Source organism: Nonomuraea sp. NPDC049141 (genome assembly GCF_040648415.1).
Lineage (GTDB): Bacteria > Actinomycetota > Actinomycetes > Streptosporangiales > Streptosporangiaceae > Nonomuraea.
Genome location: NZ_JBEZDR010000034.1, coordinates 51,060 through 67,340 on the forward strand (window position 1 = coordinate 51,060; position 16,281 = coordinate 67,340).

The 16,281-nt window shown below is 69.7% G+C and carries 15 protein-coding genes; 9 read left to right on the plus strand and 6 right to left on the minus strand.

What is annotated here, in order from left to right:
* Positions 1-49: 49 nt before the first annotated feature.
* Together AB0B91_RS59165 and AB0B91_RS59170 are read right to left on the minus strand one after the other, a co-directional pair.
* Positions 50-706, minus strand: a complete 657-nt coding sequence (locus tag AB0B91_RS59165; protein ID WP_358340997.1) for a response regulator transcription factor — start codon at positions 704-706, stop codon at positions 50-52.
* Positions 703-1,893 carry a sensor histidine kinase gene (locus AB0B91_RS59170; RefSeq protein WP_358340999.1) on the minus strand — a complete coding sequence of 397 codons (1,191 nt, stop codon included), beginning with the start codon at positions 1,891-1,893 and terminating at the stop codon, positions 703-705. Before AB0B91_RS59170 ends, AB0B91_RS59165 begins: the two co-directional genes overlap by 4 nt.
* A gap of 163 nt (positions 1,894-2,056) precedes the next feature.
* On the opposite strand from AB0B91_RS59170, the gene AB0B91_RS59175 reads away from it, so the two are divergent.
* From AB0B91_RS59175 to mptB, 4 genes are all read left to right on the plus strand, one after another.
* Positions 2,057-2,431 (plus strand): hypothetical protein, encoded by a 375-nt coding sequence (locus AB0B91_RS59175; RefSeq protein WP_358341001.1) that lies wholly within the window; start codon positions 2,057-2,059, stop codon positions 2,429-2,431.
* Positions 2,428-3,882 carry a multicopper oxidase family protein gene (locus tag AB0B91_RS59180; RefSeq protein WP_358341003.1) on the plus strand — a complete coding sequence of 485 codons (1,455 nt, stop codon included), beginning with the start codon at positions 2,428-2,430 and terminating at the stop codon, positions 3,880-3,882. Before AB0B91_RS59175 ends, AB0B91_RS59180 begins: the two co-directional genes overlap by 4 nt.
* Before the next feature lie 98 nt (positions 3,883-3,980).
* Positions 3,981-4,655: an STAS domain-containing protein gene (locus AB0B91_RS59185; RefSeq protein WP_358341005.1), complete on the plus strand. Its 675-nt coding sequence runs from the start codon at positions 3,981-3,983 to the stop codon at positions 4,653-4,655.
* Positions 4,656-4,740: 85 nt separating this feature from the next.
* Positions 4,741-6,300, plus strand: a complete 1,560-nt coding sequence (gene mptB / locus AB0B91_RS59190) for a polyprenol phosphomannose-dependent alpha 1,6 mannosyltransferase MptB (protein WP_358341006.1) — start codon at positions 4,741-4,743, stop codon at positions 6,298-6,300.
* Here mptB and AB0B91_RS59195 read toward each other — a convergent pair.
* Positions 6,182-8,818 carry a hypothetical protein gene (locus tag AB0B91_RS59195; RefSeq protein ID WP_358341008.1) on the minus strand — a complete coding sequence of 879 codons (2,637 nt, stop codon included), beginning with the start codon at positions 8,816-8,818 and terminating at the stop codon, positions 6,182-6,184. The two genes, mptB and AB0B91_RS59195, sit on opposite strands and share 119 nt — an antisense overlap.
* Before the next feature lie 26 nt (positions 8,819-8,844).
* Between AB0B91_RS59195 and AB0B91_RS59200 the strand changes: the two genes are divergently transcribed.
* The 4 genes from AB0B91_RS59200 to serS all read left to right on the plus strand — a co-directional run bounded on the left by AB0B91_RS59200 (position 8,845) and on the right by serS (position 12,771).
* Positions 8,845-10,032 carry a glycosyltransferase 87 family protein gene (locus AB0B91_RS59200; protein WP_358341010.1) on the plus strand — a complete coding sequence of 396 codons (1,188 nt, stop codon included), beginning with the start codon at positions 8,845-8,847 and terminating at the stop codon, positions 10,030-10,032.
* Positions 10,033-10,074: 42 nt separating this feature from the next.
* Positions 10,075-10,470, plus strand: a complete 396-nt coding sequence (locus tag AB0B91_RS59205; protein WP_358341012.1) for a DUF4446 family protein — start codon at positions 10,075-10,077, stop codon at positions 10,468-10,470.
* Positions 10,471-10,546: 76 nt separating this feature from the next.
* On the plus strand, positions 10,547-11,467 hold the full coding sequence (gene pheA / locus AB0B91_RS59210) for a prephenate dehydratase (protein ID WP_358341014.1): 921 nt from the start codon (positions 10,547-10,549) through the stop codon (positions 11,465-11,467).
* 41 nt (positions 11,468-11,508) lie between these two features.
* Positions 11,509-12,771 (plus strand): serine--tRNA ligase, encoded by a 1,263-nt coding sequence (gene serS / locus AB0B91_RS59215; protein WP_358341016.1) that lies wholly within the window; start codon positions 11,509-11,511, stop codon positions 12,769-12,771.
* A gap of 22 nt (positions 12,772-12,793) precedes the next feature.
* Here the strand turns inward: serS and AB0B91_RS59220 are convergent, their stop codons facing one another.
* Together AB0B91_RS59220 and AB0B91_RS59225 are read right to left on the minus strand one after the other, a co-directional pair.
* Complete coding sequence (locus AB0B91_RS59220; RefSeq protein WP_358341018.1) at positions 12,794-14,308, minus strand: hypothetical protein; 1,515 nt, start codon at positions 14,306-14,308, stop codon at positions 12,794-12,796.
* A 236-nt stretch (positions 14,309-14,544) separates the two neighbouring features.
* Positions 14,545-14,748, minus strand: coding sequence for a cold-shock protein (locus tag AB0B91_RS59225; protein WP_043619750.1), 204 nt, complete (start codon positions 14,746-14,748; stop codon positions 14,545-14,547).
* 223 nt (positions 14,749-14,971) lie between these two features.
* Here AB0B91_RS59225 and AB0B91_RS59230 point away from each other — a divergent pair, with 223 nt between their 5' ends.
* A complete protein-coding gene (locus AB0B91_RS59230; protein WP_358341020.1) occupies positions 14,972-15,778 on the plus strand; it encodes an HAD family hydrolase in 807 nt (268 codons plus the stop codon).
* On the opposite strand, the gene AB0B91_RS59235 is transcribed toward AB0B91_RS59230, so the two are convergent.
* Positions 15,769-16,281: a bacterial proteasome activator family protein gene (locus tag AB0B91_RS59235; RefSeq protein WP_214635013.1), complete on the minus strand. Its 513-nt coding sequence runs from the start codon at positions 16,279-16,281 to the stop codon at positions 15,769-15,771. The two genes, AB0B91_RS59230 and AB0B91_RS59235, sit on opposite strands and share 10 nt — an antisense overlap.

Genomic DNA, 16,281 nt, shown 5'->3' on the forward strand with positions numbered 1-16,281 from the left:
CGTTCACACTTGCCTGGCGCTGCTTATGCCCAGTATGTCGCGTAGGGCGTCATCCCCTTGGCAGGACCAGGCCCGATTCGTACGCGAAGACGACGAGCTGGGCCCGATCCCGAGCGTGCAGCTTGGTCATGGCCCGGCTGACGTGGGTCTTGGCGGTGGTCGGGCTGATCACCATCTGGGTGGCGATCTCGTCGTTCGACAGCCCCTTGGCCACCAGCGCCGTCACCTCACGCTCCCGGTTGGTGAGGATCTCCAGCCTGGTGGGCGCGGGATTCGGGCGGCGGCCGACGTACTCGCCGATCAGGCGGCGGGTGATCGCGGGCGAGAGCAGCGCGTCGCCCCGTGCCGCCACCCGCACGCCCTGGAGCAGGTCGGTCGGCTCGGTGTCCTTCACCAGGAAGCCGCCCGCGCCCGCCCGCAGCGCGTTGTAGACGTACTCGTCCAGCCCGTAGTTGGTAAGGATCACCACGTGTACGCCGTGGAGCCGCTCGTCGGCGGCGATCCGCCGGGTGGCCTCGATGCCGTCCATCACCGGCATCTGCACGTCCATGAGCGCGACGTCCGGCCGGTGCTCCAGCGCCAGGGCGACGGCCTGCTCGCCGTTGGCGGCCTCGGCCACCACCTCGATGTCGTCCTCGGCGCTCAGCAGCGCACGGAAGCCCGCCCGGATGAGCGCCTGGTCGTCGGCGAGCAGTACGCGGATCACGACCGTCCTCCCGAAGGGAGTCCGACAGGGACGCTCGTGGGGTGTGTGGTGGAGAGGTTCACAGGGAGCTCGGCGCGGACGGTGAATCCGCCTTCCGGCCTGGCCTCGGCCCGTAACCGGCCGCCCAGGGCCGCGACTCGCTCGCGCATGCCCAGCAGCCCCACACCGGGCACGTGGGTCGTGTCCGCGCCGGCCCGGCCGTCGTCGTCGATCTGCACGACCAGCTCGTCCAGGCCGTAGTCGATGCGTACCGCCGCCGACGCGCCGCCCGCGTGCCGCGCGACGTTGGTCAGCGCCTCCTGCACGATCCGGTACGCGGCCCTGTCGACCTCGGCGGGCAGCGACCCGCGCGTACCGGTGATCAGCACCGTGGCGGGCAGGCCCGCGGACCGCGCCCGGTCCAGCAGGTCGTCGAGCCGGTCCAAGCCGCTACCCGGCGCCTCACCGGCATCGGCATCGGAGTCACGCAGCACCTCCAGCGTCGCCCGCAGCTCGCGCATGGCGTCACCGCTCGCCTCCTGGATGGCCAGCAGCGCCGGGGGCACCTCCTCGCCGCGCTTGCGCGCGAGATGCACGGCCACGCCCGCCTGCACCTTGATGATCGAGATGCTGTGGGTGAGCGAATCGTGCAGCTCCCTGGCGATGCGCAGCCGCTCTTCTCCCGCCCGCCGCAGGGCGACCTCCTCGCGGGTGCGCTCGGCCTCGGCGGCTCGTTCCTCGACCTGGTGGAGGTACGCCTGCCGGTGCCTGCTCACCGTGGCGGCCACGCCCGCGGCGACGAACCAGCCGATCAGCAGGCTCGTGTTCTGGAGGCTGTTCAGGGCGGGCTGGTCGGTGGCGGTGGCCAGGCTCGCCACCAGGCTGCCGCCGAGGAACACGGCCCCCGCGCCCGCGGCCACCAGCCGATGTCCGGCATGGACGGCCGCGAACACACTCAGAATGACGGGAAACGCCGCCGGTGGGCCCGGATGCGCCTCGACCGAGAAGACGAGCATGCAGACGGTACAAATCACCAGCGCCACCACCGGCGCCCGGCGAAGGAGGAGGAGCGACAGCGAACCGGCTACAACGACGACATATTCCAGCACGCCCGTGCCCGGCGTCGACAGCGCGACCACCAGCAGCATGACGCCCAGCGCCACTGAGACGGCCACATCGGCCGCGAGCGGCCGCCACCGAGTGCTCATTCCTGCACAGTACGGCGTTTCCCGATCGTCCTCCTCCGCACCAGGTCGGAACCGGCGCTACTCCCTGTGTGGTAGTCGCGTCCGGCCCGCGCCCCACGTGGTAGTCACAGGTGTCTTCCCAGGCACGACGCCCCGGGCGAGGACAATCGACACCATCTCGGTCATGACACCGAAGTTCTTTCCCCTGCTACGCGTCATGGCCATCGTGCAGGCCGCCGCGTTCCTGACACAGGCGATTACGGCCGGGCAGTTGCTGTCCTCACCCGGAGGCCGCGCCCTGCACGCCGCCACGGCGATCGCCGCGCTGGCCGCCGGCGTGCTCAACCTGATCGCGGCGATCCTGGTGTGGCGTCCGGGTGGCGGTTCGGCGCGCTTCGTGGGGTCGGCCGCGTTCACTCTCGCGATCACGGTCGCCCAGGCGGCCCTGGGCATGGCGCACGTGAAGGCGCTGCACGTGCCGCTCGGCGTGCTGCTGTTCGGCGGCAGCGTCATGCACATCAGCCGGGTGATGCCGCGCCGTGCGCCGGCCACGGCATGACGGTCACCAGGCGCCAGGCGTTGCGGCTGCTCGGGCTGGGCGCGGCGGCGGTGGCGGCGGCGCCCGGGTGTTCGCTGCTGTCCCGCACGCCCCAGCCCCAGTTGCTGACCAGCGGCGCGCCGCTGCCCCAGCCGTTCGCGGTGCCGCTGCCGGTGCCCGCGCCGGCCAAGCCGTCGAGTCCCGGCCACTACGACCTGGTCGAACAGGCCGCCGAGGTGGAGATCCTGCCCGGCCTGCGTACTCCCATCTGGGGGTATGGCGGGCAGTTCCCCGGCCCGACCATCGAGGCCCGCAGCGGGGAGACGACCGTGGTGCGCCTGTCGAACGGCCTCACCCAGCCGACCGTGCTGCACCTGCACGGCGGGCACACTCCGCCGGAGTCCGACGGTTACCCCACCGACCTGGTACAGCCCGGCGCGCGGCGCGACTACACCTTCCCGTTGCGGCAGCGGGCGGCCACGCTCTGGTACCACGACCACCGGATGGACTACACCGGGCCGCAGGTGTGGCGGGGACTGGCCGGGTTCTTCCTGGTACGGGACCCGGCGGAGGAGGCTCTGGGGTTGCCCGCCGGTGACCGCGACCTCCCGCTGATGATCTGCGACAGGTCGTTCGCCGAGGATGGCTCGATGCCGTACCCGGGCCTGCCGGGCAAGCCGGGCGTGCGCGAGGCGTACATGGGCGGGGTGCTGGGCGATGTCATCCTGGTCAACGGCGCCCCCTGGCCGCAGCTCCGGGTGGCCAGGGCCCGCTACCGGCTGCGGCTGCTCAACGCCTCCAACGCGCGGACGTACGAGCTGGCGCTGTCGTCGGGCGGCCCGATGGTACGCATCGCGAGCGACGGCGGCCTGCTCGCCGCCCCCAGAGCCGCCAAGCAGGTACGGCTGGCACCGGCCGAACGCGCCGACGTGGTCGTCGACTTCGGCGCCTACCGGATCGGCGACCAGATCGAGCTGCGGAACCTGGATGGACAGGGCCCGCAGTCCAAGGTGATGCGGTTCGTCGTGGACCGCGACGAGGCCGACGAGTCGACGATCCCGCAAGTGCTGTCGAACGTGGACCGCCTCGACCCGTCGAAAGCCGCCGTGACCAGGGACTTCGACTTCAACAGCGGCACCATGCACGGCGGCGGCGCATGGCTGATCAACGGAAAGCCCTTCGACCCCGAGAGGATCGAGGCCAGGCCCAAGCTCGGTGACATCGAGATCTGGCGGCTGACCAGCGACGTCGCCCACCCCGTACACCTGCACCTGGCGCAGTTCCAGGTGCTGTCGGTCAACGGTGAGCGCCCCGCCGGGCCGCCGGAGTGGAAGGACACGATTGAGCTGCGCGACGCCCAGACCGTCGAGATCATCACCCGGTTCACCGGTTATCGCGGCCGCTATGTCTTTCACTGCCACAACCTCGAACACGAGGACATGGCCATGATGGCCACCTTCGAAGTCGTCTGAGCATGTGGTGTTGTGACGGCCTTCACCCGTCCGGAACCGTTGGACATGGCGTTTCCCGGGCAGAGGGGAGGGCGACGCTAGGGGAAGTGAGTGGAACGATGAGCGCGCGTGCAGTGCGAATCGACACCATCCGCCACGTTCATTGCACAGTCCTTCGGGCGAGCGGCGAGCTGGATCACGCCGGTCGGGCGCGTCTGAGCGCGCGTATCCAGGAGGTGTGGGACTGGTCCGAGGGGCCCATTCTCGTGTTCGACCTGGCTGATCTGGTGTTCTACGACTCCTCCCTGGTCGGGGCGCTGGCGGTGGCGTTGCAGCGCGTACAGGCCACGCGCAGTGGCCGCATCATCCTGGCGAACCCTCCAGACCGGCTGGTGACCGTTCTGGAACGTACCGGTCTGCTGCGGTACGTGGAGATCAGCGGTGGCGTCCAGGAGACGGTGGCGGAGATCGTGCTCGCGGCGGAGCGAAGGCGCCGGGAAGGCGCCGGTGGCGCGCCCATGGGAGGCCGGGCGGGTGCCGGTGGCGTGCCCGAAGCCCGGCCGGCTGCCGACGACGCATCTGTGAAAGGCCGCTCGGGTGCCGACGGGGCGTCCGTGAAAGGCCGGGCGGGTGCCGACGGGGCGTCCGTGAAAGGCCGGGCGGGGTCCGGCAGCGCGTCACAAGCAGGCTCCGGCAGCGTGTCCCAGGCGGACTCCGGCGGTGCGCCCGAGGACGAGGGTCACGGCGCGCGGAGCTCTCGGATCGTCCTGCCGTATCTGCCGTATCCGCGGTAGGTGTTCGGCAGACGCCCTTCCCGAGTTATCCACAGCTGGCTGAGCTCGGGCCTGACCGTCGTGGCGAGTGTGCTGGAATTTGCGGGTGACTTCGGAGACGCGGCGCGGAAAGGCGCCAGGCCGGCTCGCGCAGCCGGCCACGGCGGCGATCGGCGCCTCGATCCTGCTGACGATCGCCATCGGCCTGCTGGGCCCGTCCGTCATGGTCCCCGCGCTGAGCGGCCCCGCCTGGCAACCGCCCTTCTCCCTGCACCTGGATCCCGGCCCCCACCTCGTGGTGGCACTCGCCGCAGCGGCGATCGTGCTCGGTGCACTCGGCTCACTGGGTCTGCTGCTCGCGCTCACTCGCGCGTCCCCGAGCGGCTTGCTCGCCACCGGCCCACCGGGCGCCGGTCAGTGGTTGCCGGACCCCCGGCTGCTGGTGCGCCTCGGCTGCCTGGCCGCCGCCCTGCTGGCCTTCCTGCCGCCCTCGGGCTCCGGCGACCACCTCAACTACGCCGCGTACGGACGCATGGTGACGTTGGGCGTCAACCCCTACACCCACGGCGCCGTCGACCTGCCGGCCGACCCCATCGCCGGCGCCGTCGAAGCCCCCTGGCGTGAGGAGCCGAGCGTCTACGGCCCGGTGGCGACGGCCGTGCAGGCCCTGGCGAGCTGGATCGGCGGCGACTCGCTCCGGCTGACCATCTTCGTCCTGGCCCTGGTCAACGCGGCCGCGTTCATCGCGACGGGCCTGCTGATCGACCGTTTCACCCAACACGATCCCGAACGGCGGCTGCGCGCGGCCCTGCTGTGGACGGCCAACCCGCTGCTGCTCTACCAGTTGGTCGCCGGCATGCACGTCGACACCCTGGCCGTCGCCTGCATGGTCGCCGCCCTTTTGGCCCGGGGCCGCCCGGTCGGCTCCGGGCTCCTGCTCGGCCTCGGCGTCGCGGTGAAGATCAACGCGGGCCTGGTGGCGCTGGGCCCGGCCTGGGAGCTCCGACGGCGGCCCGGTCGCCTGGCCCTGATGGCGGGCACCGCCCTGGCCGTGGTGGTCGTCGGCTACGTGATCGTCGGTTCCGAGGCGATCAGCCCGATGACCCGCACCAGCAAGTCGATCTCACTGGCCTCGTTCTGGAAACTCGTCCAGGGGCGGCTGCAGTCGATCATCGGCGAAGGCAGCGCCTACCGGGGCGAGATCCAGATCGGCTCGCTGCTCGTGCTCGCCCTTGTGGCCTGGTCGCTGTTCCGCCTGATGTCCAGACTCCACGCCTCGGGCTCACCGCACCCGCTCGCCTCTCCCGGGTCGGCCGGGCTGAGCGCCCCTGTGGTCGCCGTCGTGATCGTCATCGCCTACCTGTTCGCGACGCCGTACATCCTGCCCTGGTACGACGGGCTGGCTTTCGGGGTGCTCGCCCTGGTCGGGGCGTCGGCGCTCGACGGGCTGCTGATCACGCACCTGCTCATACTCTCCCTCGCCTACCTGCCCGCCCGCGTCCTCGACCACGTCATGCCTCAGGACCTCGACTGGCTCCGTACGGTCGTCAGGTCGCGGATCGCCCCGTGGGCACTGATCGCGCTGACCGCTGCTCTGGTGTGGTGGGCGTGGCAAGCTGCAGGGCGCGTACCGAAGCCGCGAGCGTCAACGGCACCGCCACCGTGAGTGCCATGGCCGGGATGGCGATGCCCGAGTCGTTGATGAGAAACCCGATGAAAGCGCACGTGAGCGCCCCGAACAGCCCGGCCCGGAGCGTCGGCGCGAGCGCGTACGCCTGACCGAGCGCGGGAGCACCCCAGCGCGACGGCCGATTGAGCACCCAGAAGAGGAACGCGAGCGCGACCAGCGAGAGCAGCGTGAGAGACCAGTTCCCGACGGTGACGCCGATCATCGCGCTGAACTTGCGCCAGACCACGGTCCACGCCTGACCGTCGATGATCTGCTGCACGAAATTGCCCAGGTGAGTGCGCTGCGCCGCCGGCCGCAGCCAGTCGAAGAGGGAGATGCCCCCGATGAGGACGGCTCCCGCCACCCCGACCAGCAGCAGCTTCGTGATCGAGACCCGCCGCCCGGCCAGCAGGATGAGGAAGACCGCCAAACCGATCACAAAGGCCGGCACCCCACCGAAGTCCGCCCCCCACGACGGCCACCCATCCGCGAACACCGCCAACGCCCCATACGCGCCACACACCAGCACCGTGACAAACCTCGACACTCCCCGCTTGAGCAGCCACTGGGCGACCCCCGCCAGCCCGAGCACGGTCCCTGTCGAGTAGACGGCGAAGGCGATGTTGGAAAACCCGTAGAACCGCCCCCCGGTGACGGGCTCATACCCGGTCACCGCATTGACCTGCAACGTCGACCCGGTCATGACGTCGACAAGCAGAGCGACGGAGGTGATGCCGGCGACCACGGCAAGAGGCCCGAGCACGTGCGCCCGCCACGGCCCGGCGAACGCCAGCCCGGTGATCAACCCGGCGATGGCGAGGATGGTCACGATGACGCCGAACATCGGCGAAGGCAGGGCCCACCACGGCACCAACTGCGCGAGGAACGTGGAGACGGCAATGGCCCCACTGACCACGGCCACCACCTGCACAACCGCCAGCAGCCGAGAAGCACTCGCCGGCACCGGCCCCGACGCTGCCGGCCCACCGGCACCATGGGCACCAACGGCACCGGCACCATCGATGTCACCGCGACTCTCCGCAGAGATGTGCATCGCAGACGCGGCTCCTACAGCAGCCGTCTCGCCGGACGAGCTACCCGCGGAACCGGTTCCTGCGGGTGCGGCTTCTCCGGTCGAGGCGCCCGTTGGTGTGGATCCGGCAGGCGCAGGCCGGGCGGGAGCGGCACTTTCGATCCCGTCAGCGCCCTCCCCGCCCTCAGGGCCGTTAGAGCCTTCAGGACGGTCGGTGGTCGGGGTGGGGGTCTGTCCAGCCCCGGCGGAGCGGCGACGGCGGCGGAGGGCCAGGGCGGAGAAGGCGTAGAAGACCAGCTGGACCGTCACGAACACGGCGAAGAACGGGCCGCGAACCTCCCGAAGCACCTGGCTGGCCAGATCACTGTCCGACAGCTCGTTGACCGTGTCGGCGGGTGTGGCCGGGGCCTCCGTGACGTCGCTCTGCCAGGCGCGCCCGACCACCTCGCGGGGCGCCTCCAGGTCCAGCAGTTGGATCACGGTGGCGGTGAGGTCGGTGATCGTGACCAGGGCGTCCTGGCGGGTGGAGGTCGCCGTCAGGTAGCCGTGCAGATACGGCCGGCCGCTAGGGGAGGGGCCGGTCGCGATGGCGACGTGGAGGTGGGGGTTCGTGGTGATGTCGGAGACGCCCGCCACCAGGACGGTCGTATCGTTCGGCAGCTTGCCGAGCAGGGCGCCGATGCGGCGATCCGCCTGCGTGACGGCGGCCTGTCTCGTCGCGGTGGGGAGAGGGGTCGGCACGCCGTACTCGTCGAGCGGCTGACGGGCCCAGGCGGCGGCGAGGTCGGGGGCGTCCATGACGATCAGGTTGTACGGAGTGGGGTCGCCGAGAGCCTCCGGGGTATCGGCATATTTGGCGATTTTTCCGGTCGTATCGGCAGCGCCCAACGCGGCGCCGGGGCCGATGGCGGCGACCTTGCCGCCCGAGGACGTCACCAGCCCGCCCAGCGTGCCGAGCCGCGCGTCGTACCCGGTGTCGGCCTGATACGCGACCAGCGCCGACCAGCCCGGAACCGTGGCGCCCTCACCGGCGCCCCGGGGCACCGGAATCGCCGGACAACCACGCCCTGCTGTGCCGGACCGCTGGCCCGCCGACACGGTCAGCCACCCGGCCATCGGGCAGGTGACGCCACGGTCGGGCGGTGGCACAGCCCGCGTGGAAAGCGACGCGGAGCCGCCCTGGGAGACCAGCTTCCACAGGTTGGGGGTACGGGTTTCGTCCAGGTCACTCCACTGGAGCCCCGGCACCCCGATGAGGGCCACCCGACCACGCACGGAGGTCGCCGCCTCCACACGACCGGTCGGCGTTGCCGCAGCGGCCGGGCTCGCACCGAAGAGGGCTGCCAGAACGGTGGTGAGGAGCAGCGCGGCAAGGATGTGTGTGGCCGAACGGCGACGGAGCAGCGCGGCAAGCACGTGTGAGGGCGCGCTGAAGGTGGCGTGCTGCATGTGCGGGACCCCCAGTACGACGCGCTCGATCAACAACAGCCACGGTAACGTGCCTCACCGTGACAGGTGGCAGGGCGACGACGATCCGGCGGCAGTGGTGGGCGTGGGCGGTTGCCGTCCTGGTCATCGCGGTGGCCGTCGCACCGCTGGTGCAGCAGTGGCTGACGAATCCCGACGATCAGCGGCTGGTCGATCTGGATGTGTACCGGACCGGCGGGCAGATGCTCCTCGAAGGCCGGCCCGTCTACGAGTTCGCCACGCCCGCGCCTCAACTGCTGCCGTTCACCTACCCGCCGATCGCGGCGATGCTGGCCGTCCTGCTGGCCAAGATGTCCTGGGACACCGCCCAGTGGGTGTGGACCGCCGGGGTCTTCGTGTCGCTCGCCATCGTGGTGGCGTACTCCTTCGGAGGGGTGCTCGGAGGGGTGAAGCGGTACGCGCCGTGGGTCTTTGCCTTCCTCATGGTGGCCTGCGCCTATCTGATGCCCATTCGGGACCAGGTCCGGTTCGGGCAGGTGGACATTCTGCTGGTCGCGTTGTGCCTGGTCGACTGTGTGGCCAGGCGGCCGTGGTGGCCGCGGGGGTTCCTGATCGGGCTGGCCACGGCGGTGAAGCTCACGCCGGGCGTCTTCCTGATCTACCTGCTGGTGACGCGGCAGTGGCGGACGTTCTTCATGGCGGCGTTCGCCGCGGCGCTGCTCACGCTGCTGCCGTTCCTGGTGATCCCGCACGACGCGGCCGGCTTCTGGTTCTCCGCGCTGTTCGATCCCGAACGGCTCGGCGCGAACGCCGCCACCACCAACCAGTCGATCCGCGGCATGCTGATCCGCCTTTACATGAACGACACGGTGACGTCCGTGCTCTGGATCGGCCTGGTGGCGGTCGTGGGCTGGTACGGCTTCCGCGGCGCGCGTGACGCGTACCAGGCCAAGGATCCGATGACCGCCGTCGCGCTGGTCGGGCTCATGGCCGTGCTGCTGTCGCCGGTCGCCTGGATCCACCATCTCGCCTGGGTGGTCGTGGTGCTGGGGGCCATCGTGGGTGACGGGCGGGATCCGGTCAGGGTGCGGGTGGCCGTGGGGGTGTGGTTGTACTACGTGCTGCCCATCCCCTGGTGGGGCGTGGCGTTGAAGGTGGCGGGCGTGCCGGTGCTCGACAAGATCGTGCAGGACGGGTTCGGGCTGGGGGCGCTGGGGCTGGTCTGGTTGTTGGTCGCCTGGTTGCCGAGGCGGCGCGACCTGGCTTGACGATACATTACCCTCTGTTACGTGTTGATTACCGTATGGGTTATGGTGGGTCTCGTTGCCGGGGTGAGCGGCGTCTGCATCGGCTTTCGGGCGCTCAAGGAGGCCAGGACCGCGCTCGACGAATGCCGGCAGCAACTGGTCAGGCAGACGAGCGAGGGCAAGGGCGATCTCAAGGCCATCCGCGACGTGGCCGTGTGCCGTTACGACGCGCTTGAGGAGATGACCGGGAGGTTGTCGTTCTCGATCGCGATGATCAACGGACTGGGCGACGGCATCGTGCTGACCTCGATCAACGGCCGGTCCGAGACCCGCACCTATGTGCGGCCGGTGGTGAGCGGCAAGGGGGAGGAGCCGCTGTCGCCGGAGGAGGAGCAGGCGGTGCGAGCCGCCCGGCTGGGCCACGGCCCGCTGATAGACGCTCAGGCCGGCAGATGGTGAAGAGGGCTCGACTGCGAGATTTCCGTGTGAGTAAAGGTTCATACGCCACGCGGTAACCTGCGGATACTTTGTATGCATGCCCAGACTCGCCTATCTCGGACCGGAGGGCACCTTCACCGAAGAGGCCCTGCGACTCCTGGAGCCCGAAGCCGACCGCCTGCCCTGTGCCAACGTCGGCGCCGCCCTGTCCGCCGCCCGCAACGGCGAGGCCGACGGCGCGGTCGTCCCACTGGAAAACTCGATCGAAGGCGCGATCACGACGACCCTCGACGAGTTCGCCTGGGGCGAGCCGCTGCTGATCACGGCGGAGCTGCTGCTTCCGGTGCGCTTCTCGCTGCTGGCCAGGCCCGACACCGAGATCGTGCACATCAAGCGGATCTACACGCATCCGGCGGCCATCACGCAGTGCCGCGCGTTCTGCGCTCGGGAGCTGCCCGACGCGGTCGTGGTGGCGGCGCCTTCGACGGCCGCCGCGGCCCAGGAGGTCTCGCTGCCCGGCTCGCCGTACGACGCGGCCATCGCCGCGCGCATCGCGGGCGAGCACTACGGGCTGGTGGAGCTCGCCGACGACATCGGCGACCGCAACGACACCGTGACGAGGTTCGTACGGGTGAGCCGCGCTGGCGCGCTGCCCGAGCCGACCGGCACCGACCGCACCTCGCTCGTGGTGTTCCTGGCAGACGACCACCCGGGCGCGCTGCTGGAGATGCTGACGGAGTTCTCGGTACGCGGGGTCAACCTGACCCGCATCGAGTCGCGGCCGACCGGCAACGGCATCGGCCGCTACTTCTTCCACTTCGACTTCGAGGGTCATGTCGCCGACGCCCGCGTCGGTGAGGCCATTTCCGGGCTGCATCGCATCTGCGACGAGGTGCGCTTCCTGGGCAGCTACCCGCGTGCCGACGGCGTCGCTCCGCAGATCAAGAAGGGCACGGCCGACCCGGAGTTCGCCGAGGCGGGAGACTGGCTGGCCCGAATCCGCGCCGGACGCGTCTAATCCGGAGGCGGGCGGTCACCGGGCGCCGGTAGCCTTTATCCGTGATTGACCTGCGTACCCTTCGTGAGAATCCCGACCGGCTACGGGCCTCGCAGCGTGCCCGCGGCGAGGACGACTCCATCGTCGACACGCTGCTCGACCTCGATGAGCGCCGCCGCGCCGCGCTGACCTCGTTCGAGTCCCTGCGCGCCGAGCAGAAGAGTCTGGGCAAGTCGGTCTCCAGGGCGCAGGGCGAGGAGAAGGCCGAGCTGCTCCAGCGGGCCAAGGACCTGGCCGGCCAGGTCAAGGCCGCCGAGGCGGAGGCCGAGACGCTGGGCGCCGAGCTCGACGAGCTCGTGCAGTCGGTGCCCAACATCGTCGACGAGGACGCGCCACACGGCGGCGAGGATGACTACGTCGTGCTCGAAACCCATGGCACGCCTCGCGTGTTCGACTTTGAGCCGAAGGACCACCTGGAACTGGGCGAACAGCTCGGCGCCATCGACATGGAGCGCGGCGCCAAGGTGTCCGGCTCGCGGTTCTTCTTCCTCAAGGGCGTCGGCGCGCGCCTGCAGCTCGGCCTGCTCAACATGGCCATGCAGCAGGCGATCGCCAACGGGTTCACCCCGATGATCACTCCGGTGCTGGTCAAGCCGGAGACCATGCAGGGCACCGGCTTCCACGTGGCCCACGACAAGGAGATCTACCGCCTCCCCGAGGACGACCTCTACCTGGTCGGCACCTCGGAGGTGGCGCTGGCGGGCTACCACGCCCAGGAGATCCTCGGCGGCGACGAGCTGCCGCTCCGCTACGCGGGCTGGTCGTCGTGCTTCCGCCGCGAGGCCGGCTCCTACGGCAAGGACACCCGGGGCATCATCCGGGTCCACCAGTTCGACAAGGTGGAGATGTTCTCCTACGTACGGCCCGAGGAGGCGCGCGAGGAGCACCAGCGGCTGCTCGCCTGGGAGCGGGACATGCTCGCCAAGATCGAGGTGCCCTACCGCGTCATCGACACGGCGGCGGGCGACCTCGGGATGTCGGCGGCGCGCAAGTTCGACTGCGAGGCGTGGATCCCCACCCAGGGGCGCTACCGCGAGCTGACCTCCACCTCCAACTGCACCGAGTTCCAGGCCCGCAGGCTTGGCGTCCGTTACCGCGACAAGGACGGCAAGCCCCAGCACCTGGCCACGCTCAACGGCACGCTGGCGACCACCCGCTGGATCGTCGCGATCCTGGAGAACCACCAGCAGGCCGACGGCTCGGTAGTGGTCCCCGAGGCGCTGCGCCCCTTCGTCGGCCTCGACATCCTGGAGCCGTCCAAGTAGTAGACCGCGCCGGCTCAAACCACTAGTGGTTTGAGCCGGTCATGGTCGTGTCGGCCGTCCGGGAGTGGGTGGCGTGTCTGATGAGCGCGCCGCTCGCCGTCACCACACACGCGGTCAGCACGACGGCGAGCCCTACCGCGACGCCGTACGAGTCCGGCGCCCCCTGCGCCCAGCCGTAGAAGGGCACGTACACGGTCGCGTACACCAGCGGCGCCGCCCCGAAGCCGACGGCCACCGCCGCGCCCCTGGCCTGCCCGGCGATGGCGAGGCCGAGGCACACCAGCGCCCCGATCAGCGTCATGGCCAAGCCCATGACCAGGCTGATCGGATCGATGCCCCACAACAACGACGTATCGCTGCCCGAGTCGAACATGGCGTACAGACCCGTACACACCACCAACGCGGAGACGGTGTAGACGCCGCTGAGCCGCCGCAACCCCGCCCCGGCGGCGGAGAGCAGCATCAGGGCGGCGAGAATCAGCGCCACATGCTGCTCAGGATCGGTGTTCACCGCGTCGTTCATAGGGGCCGAGAGCGGCTCCGGCCATCTCTGCCATCGCCACGTCCCGGAGACGTCCCGTACGAGCACGCCGTCGAGCCCGTTGGCGACGACCACGACATGCCCCTCGGGCCGAGCCTGTACGGCCAGCGCACTCAGCACGGCCATGGAACTCGCGTCGCGCCGCCTGACCGACCTGACGTCATCCGGCCGGGTCCAGGAGTCCCGCCACGTCTTGCCTCCGTCATCGGACTGGGCGACCGCCGGCCGCTCGGGAAGCACCCGGTAGCACCGCTGCGGCTGCCGGGGCACGCAGGCGGCGGTCTGGGGCAGCCGCGCCGGCCTCCCGTAGTAGGCGGACCAGGTGGCGCCCCCGTCCACGGAGGACATCCCGGTTAGGCCTCCCGGGCCGCCGCCGCGCACCAGCACGACGATCCGCTCCCCGTCCACCTGCACGGAATCCCGATCCCCGTCGACCTGTACGGAGGTAGACCGTGTATCGGCAGCCGTCGCCGCCACCGCGAACACCGCCAGCGGCACGACGACCAACACCCGCCACCGCTCCCCGAACCCCGTCAGACGCCGGGGGAATACAGTGAGACGCTCCGAGAACGCGGTTAGACGCCCTGAAAGCCCGGGAAGCCGCCAGAGTCCCGCCGGGGGCCGCAGAGACGCTCTTGGACCCTCTGAGAGCCCTGCCGGACACATGGAGAGACTTCTCCGGCGAGCCCACCAGGCCAATCCGAGCGCGGGCAACGCGAGCAGATCCGTAGGATCGGCCAGGACTCGCGACGGCCCGGCCACCAGACTCCACACCTGGGAAGCCCCCTCAGCCCCCGCGTCCGTCGTCTTCACGAACGCGAACAGCACCCCGGTGACCAGCACGGCCCCGAGATCGGCCCGCCGGGCGAGGACCAGCGCCACCAGTGGCGGCGCCACGACGAGCCCGGCCACGTCACTGAGCTTGCCGGTGACGAATCCGGGCCAGACCTGCTTGAGCAGGTGGTCGTTGAGCAGCAGCACGAACACCGCGACCAACGTCGCAGGGTGACACAACCACGCGTACCTCATATATCGGTCGATGGTCGTGGAAGATCGATGGTTCAGGGGCTATGTGAGTTGAGTCACACCCGTGACCGATCTGTCACCACTGTTCGGAACGCGGCGGGCGGGCTTTTGACGGACGTTGTACGGAGAGTGACAGCCGAACGTCCGGAGACGCGAAAGACCGAGGCCCGCTGGAAGCGAACCCCGGTCTGTCTCGCTGCTACAGGTCAGATGGCACGGACCTGGGAGGCCTGCGGCCCCTTCTGTCCCTGCGTGATCTCGAACTCGACCCGCTGGCCGTCTTCAAGGCTGCGGTAGCCGTTGCCGACGATCTCGGAGAAGTGCACGAACACGTCCGGCGCACCGCCGTCCGGGGCGATGAAGCCGAAGCCCTTCTCGGCGTTGAACCACTTGACGGTTCCCTGAGCCATAAAAGCTCTCCCTCAGGATGTGAATCTATGGGACCCGCACCTCGCGAGTCCCGGTGTGTCGTACAGCAAGCACCCGGGGTGGCTCAGACAAAGTCATGCTGGTTTTCACTACGGGATCAGCTAATACAACGCCATCACATCTAACACCATTCTGGCGCGTTGGTGTTCCCGTCCCTAGGAAGATTTCTGGCCGGCGGCATCACCGGGCAAACTGGAACGTGTTATGCGAACCCTTGCCGCGCCGCGCCTAGTGGCCACCGACCTCGACGGAACCGCTCTGCGCACCGACGGAACCGTCTCTCCCCGCACCGCCGCGGCGTTCGCGAGAGTCGAAGAAACTGGTGCCGTCCTCGTGTTCGTCACGGGCCGTCCACCTAGATGGATGAGCAGCGTGGCGGGTGCGGTGCGTCACCGAGGGTTGGCAATCTGTGCAAACGGTGCGTTGATCTACGATCTGCATACCGAACGGATAGTGGAATCTCACCTCATCGAGGTGGAGGTACTGGAGCAAGTCGTCGCTCAGCTAAGAGCGAACGTGCCCGAACTCGCTTTTTCGGTCGAGTATGAAGGTGGTTTTGCGCATGAGTCCGATTTCCCACTCGGCGGATGGGACAGCAAGGCCATCGGCGGCCTTCGCGTGGGCGCGGCGACACTGACCTCGCGGCCCTGCGCCAAGCTGCTGGCCATGCACCCGCGCATGGCTCCGGACCCCCTGCACGAGGCCGTGCACGGGCTCGTGGGACACCTGGTGACCGCCACGCACTCCAGCGGCAGGGGGCTGATCGAGATGAGTGCGCACGGCGTCACGAAGGCCACCGCCCTGGCCGCGCTCGCCGAACAGCACGAGATCAAACCATCACAGGTGGTGGCGTTCGGTGACATGCCAAACGACTTGCCCATGCTCGGCTGGGCAGGCACGTCCTACGCGGTCGCCAACGCGCACCCCGCCGTGCTGGCCGCCGTGGACCATGTGACGGCGGCCAACAACGAGGACGGGGTCGCGCGCGTACTCGAGCGGCTCTACAGGTAAGGGCCCGAGCCGCCGGGCGGCCGCTGCATGTCGTCGTGGGGCACACCGGGCAGCGCCCTGCGCATCTGCTCCAACTGGGCACGGGCCGCCATCTGCTGCGCGAACAGCGTCGTCTGGATGCCGTGGAACAAGCCTTCGAGCCATCCCACGAGCTGGGCGTGCGCGATGCGCAGCTCGGCCTCGCTGGGCGGGGTGCCGTTCTCGTCGGTGAAGGGCAGCGACAGTCGCTCCAGCTCATCGACGAGCTCGGGCGCCAGGCCGTCCTCGAGCTCCTTGATGGACGACTCGTGGATCTCCTTCAACCGCTTACGGCTGGCCTCGTCCAGAGGGGCCGCCCGGACCTCTTCGAGAAGCTGCCGGATCATGCTGCCGATGCGCATCACCTTGGCGGGCTGTTCGACGAGGTTCGTGACCGATCGCTCGTCTTCGCCGCTATCGCCCTGACCTTGGAAGTCCGGGCCCACCACCACGATGTGGGGGGTGTTGTTGTCCTCAGCATTCAT

Bases quoted from the DNA above. Each gene is read 5' to 3' on its own strand.
- AB0B91_RS59170 (WP_358340999.1), bottom strand. From the start codon at position 1,893: ATGAGCACTCGGTGGCGGCCGCTCGCGGCCGATGTGGCCGTCTCAGTG.
- AB0B91_RS59175 (WP_358341001.1), top strand. From the start codon at position 2,057: ATGACACCGAAGTTCTTTCCCCTGCTACGCGTCATGGCCATCGTGCAG.
- AB0B91_RS59180 (WP_358341003.1), top strand. From the start codon at position 2,428: ATGACGGTCACCAGGCGCCAGGCGTTGCGGCTGCTCGGGCTGGGCGCG.
- AB0B91_RS59185 (WP_358341005.1), top strand. From the start codon at position 3,981: ATGAGCGCGCGTGCAGTGCGAATCGACACCATCCGCCACGTTCATTGC.
- AB0B91_RS59205 (WP_358341012.1), top strand. From the start codon at position 10,075: ATGGTGGGTCTCGTTGCCGGGGTGAGCGGCGTCTGCATCGGCTTTCGG.
- pheA (WP_358341014.1), top strand. From the start codon at position 10,547: ATGCCCAGACTCGCCTATCTCGGACCGGAGGGCACCTTCACCGAAGAG.
- AB0B91_RS59225 (WP_043619750.1), bottom strand. From the start codon at position 14,748: ATGGCTCAGGGAACCGTCAAGTGGTTCAACGCCGAGAAGGGCTTCGGC.
- AB0B91_RS59230 (WP_358341020.1), top strand. From the start codon at position 14,972: ATGCGAACCCTTGCCGCGCCGCGCCTAGTGGCCACCGACCTCGACGGA.
- AB0B91_RS59235 (WP_214635013.1), bottom strand. From the start codon at position 16,281: ATGAATGCTGAGGACAACAACACCCCCCACATCGTGGTGGTGGGCCCG.